We start from the raw sequence: 3,332 nt of genomic DNA, 5'->3' as shown, positions 1-3,332 counted from the left end.
ACTGCAACAAGGGGTAGCTTCAGGAAAATACGGATTTACAACGGTATGGAAATTCCAAATTTAAAAAGGCCAACTTCTCTACAAATCAAAATAGAGAAATTGAGCTTTTCAGTACTTCATTTATTTATAGAATTCATTAACTGAAAGAAGTATTCAGGTTTATGAGTCTTGTTTAGGTTATACCATGAATGTAATGCATCAGGTGTAAATACATCTATTTTTTTCAGTACCTCCATTGCAAATTCCAGAGGAGCTATTCCTGCTGCTGTAACTAAATTCGCATCAGATACCGCAGATCCCAACTCATAGAACTTTTCTCCTTTATAGTTAGGACATACCATTTTAGTATATTCTAAGTTATTACTTGTATGCTTTCTAGTATCTAAGTATCCCATATTCGCGAGGCCCTCAGTTGCACCACAAATTGCAGCAACAATAGTGCCAAGTTTCAAAGCTTGTCCAATTATTTCCAAGATAGGTTGATGAATTTCTTCACTCCAAGTAGTCCCTCCTGGTAAAATTAAAAGATCTTTACTCTTAAGAGTACATTCATCAAGGGAAATATCTGGTTTTATGCTCAGTCCTCCCATAGTAGTAATCATTTCTTTATTAGCTCCTACTGTCATTACTTTTAAAGGTGCTAAATCTTCTTTGAAATATCTTCCTGAGTTTAGTTCAGCAATTAAATATCCATATTCCCAGTCTGACATTGTATTAAATACATAAAGATAAACTTTTTTTGTCTGCATCCAATAACACTCCAATCACAATTGATATAGCCTATTATAAAATAACTTCCCTGACAGCTAACGTCAGGGAAGTTATCATACTTGATGAAATTTTATTAATTCCGACAAAACTTCAACAAGTCTTTTCTTAAGACTTATTGGCTCAATAACTTTAATAGATTTGTTGTACGGTAAAAGTAAATAAGGTACATATGTATGTATCATATCTTTTTCAAGAAGAAAAACTGCTTGTTTTGAAGTATGTTCTTGTAAATAATGTCCTAAAAACCAATGTTGGCAAATATCATCCAATACACTTTTATCCCCACTAATAACTAAAGAAATAATCCCTTCCTTATCTTCTATAGTTGGAAGAAGCCTTTTTATAAAAAAGTCACGTGCTGAGAAATTATCTGGCCGGTTAAACTTATTTTCGGTTAGCATTATACTTTCAATTCGATTTATTCTAAAACTACGGATATCATTCCTAAGATGACAAAACCCAATCATATACCACTTATTATTCCAATAGATCATTCTATACGGATCGACCAATCTATCATTTAATTGCTTTTCGCCACTTTTTTGGTAAAGAATTCTTACTGAGTACCCGTCAGCTACGGCCTGCTCCAACTCCTTCAATAAAGGTTCAATAGAGAGTGAACGTAATCGACTTATTACTTCAAGACTAGTTAAATGTTGGTTTATCTTTGTTTCCTGCTCTTGATTTGAATAGTTGCTTAGCTTTGAAATAGCCCTATTTAGTGCTTCACCACCATAATATCCGGCTTCTTCTGCAAAAACAGCAGCATGATAAAGTGAGGTTTGCTCTTCGAAATCAAAAAAAAGAGGAGCTTCAATAAAATTGTTCAATAAAGTGTATCCACCGTTATGTCCTGGTTCTGAAATTACGCCACTTGTTGAAAGTGTATCAATATAACGATACACAGTCCTTATATTCATCTCTAACTTTTCTGAAATTTGTTTTGCGGTAATTTTTTTACCTGAACGAAGCATCCATAGAATTGCTAACATATTGTCAATTTTAGGCATATAATTCCACCTCCCTCTATAAGACTTGAAAATATATACAAGTGGCAATTCATCCTAACATCTTAACTGGTTAAATCTGAAAAAAAGAGATGACCGTGCTCCTTATTTCCACGACACTCATGGTCGCTCACCCTCCCATGTCTCTCCTTAATGATTCTCCCTACATTCCTTCGTCCTGCGTATCCAGGAGGTGGAGGTAATGCTTGTTAAACAAACCTGCTCAGTTAGTTGAGGTCAATCAATGACAAAATAATGTAAAACAATGTTAGCTCTACAAATAACAGAAGAATAAAATTTTTAACTGAATTAAACTTAACTTGTAAATAATAGACAACAGACCATATTAAACTTACTACAAAAGGAAGAGCCAGCATAATCATATTCCCTTCAGGACCGAAAGCCATTACACCCCAGGTAAAGAACAAACTGAATCCAATGGTTATAACTCCTAATAAAATATTAATAACGTGATTTGCAACCTTATTCATCGAAGACCCCCTTATAATTTCAGCAATAACTTTCTCTTCACTGTTTTTCAAGTAAACTGCCTCGATAGTTGAACAACACTTTATCATTTTAACATTAATTACCTTTTTTGTTTGATCAATTTGTATTCTTTAGAATAAAAGCGTCAATAATTGCTGGATATAGACTTGGTATAGGAGGGATCACATGCTCTTATCGCAAGCATAGAAACACGATGAATCTGATAAACGAATCGAAGGTTTCTCTTCACAGACGTTAAAAACATACAAATGACAATCATGCCTTCTGATCCGCTATTTTAACGATGTGTCCATTGAGTCTTTATCTACTAACGAACTAAAGGAATACTTAGCTGAATCAAGCGAACACTTAAAACCTTTCAGCCTATCCCACCGCATTCGGTTCTTGCGATCATTAGTCTCTCTGGATAAGAATTGTATTAATTGGTCAAATTGTTCTGCCATTGTCGGAGGGAAGGGAGATAAGGAACGAGAGGTTTACTTTACATTTGATGCGACATCTGGTTAAAACGGGACATGCTCTTGTTAATACCTCCGTATTAACTGTAGCGACCGCGCTTAAGATTAGTTGAAAATATGGTTCAAATAATCTCCATGTCCTCTTATAAGTTCAACTTCATTGGCAGTTGAAATCCAAAAGAAATGAAAGGTTAGACCTTCTTCTTCTCCACCACCTGTTGGTTTGTAATCCCATTCATCTGCAGCATTTGATACAGTTATTTTATAAAAAAATCTGTTATGTATGGCACCGTCATCATTCTCCCATAAATCTTCAGCAAGTAGATGTTCAACATGGAAATTTCTTAATCCTGTTTCTTCTTCAATTTCTCTTATTACAGCATACTCTGTGTCTTCTTCAGCCTGTACAGTCCCCTTTGGTATTTGAATACCAGCTTCAGCAATTGGATGCTGAAATACTAATACCTGTGTTTTGCCTTCTTTTATTCTTGTTACATAACCATAGGCTTTTTTAATTGGTGTCATTTATTATCTCTCCTCCCAATAACATAAGTCCTCAACCTTTTTACATAAACCTGCTTCTTTT

General features: G+C 34.6%; 4 protein-coding genes. All 4 read right to left on the bottom strand.

Going from position 1 to position 3,332, the window contains the following annotated elements; genetic code table 11:
- Positions 1–116: 116 nt before the first annotated feature.
- The gene (locus tag JCM9152_RS20830; RefSeq protein WP_035347706.1) at positions 117–749 is read right to left on the bottom strand and encodes a type 1 glutamine amidotransferase family protein; all 633 of its coding nucleotides are present in this window, start codon (positions 747–749) and stop codon (positions 117–119) included.
- 75 nt (positions 750–824) lie between these two features.
- Positions 825–1,781, bottom strand: a complete 957-nt coding sequence (locus JCM9152_RS20825; RefSeq protein WP_035347704.1) for a helix-turn-helix transcriptional regulator — start codon at positions 1,779–1,781, stop codon at positions 825–827.
- Between the two features lie 224 nt (positions 1,782–2,005).
- A complete protein-coding gene (locus JCM9152_RS20820) occupies positions 2,006–2,269 on the bottom strand; it encodes a hypothetical protein (RefSeq protein WP_035347702.1) in 264 nt (87 codons plus the stop codon).
- A 582-nt stretch (positions 2,270–2,851) separates the two neighbouring features.
- A complete protein-coding gene (locus tag JCM9152_RS20815) occupies positions 2,852–3,271 on the bottom strand; it encodes an NUDIX hydrolase (protein ID WP_035347700.1) in 420 nt (139 codons plus the stop codon).
- Positions 3,272–3,332 lie beyond the last annotated feature (61 nt).

The organism is Halalkalibacter hemicellulosilyticusJCM 9152, assembly GCF_000513115.1.
In the GTDB taxonomy this organism is placed as follows: Bacteria; Bacillota; Bacilli; order Bacillales; family Bacillaceae_D; genus Halalkalibacter; species Halalkalibacter hemicellulosilyticus.
The sequence above is the reverse complement of the archived record's forward strand: the minus strand, read 5'-3'. Positions and strand labels throughout refer to the sequence as shown.

Bases quoted from the DNA above. Each gene is read 5' to 3' on its own strand.
- JCM9152_RS20815 (WP_035347700.1), bottom strand. From the start codon at position 3,271: ATGACACCAATTAAAAAAGCCTATGGTTATGTAACAAGAATAAAAGAA.
- JCM9152_RS20830 (WP_035347706.1), bottom strand. From the start codon at position 749: ATGCAGACAAAAAAAGTTTATCTTTATGTATTTAATACAATGTCAGAC.
- JCM9152_RS20820 (WP_035347702.1), bottom strand. From the start codon at position 2,269: ATGAATAAGGTTGCAAATCACGTTATTAATATTTTATTAGGAGTTATA.
- JCM9152_RS20825 (WP_035347704.1), bottom strand. From the start codon at position 1,781: ATGCCTAAAATTGACAATATGTTAGCAATTCTATGGATGCTTCGTTCA.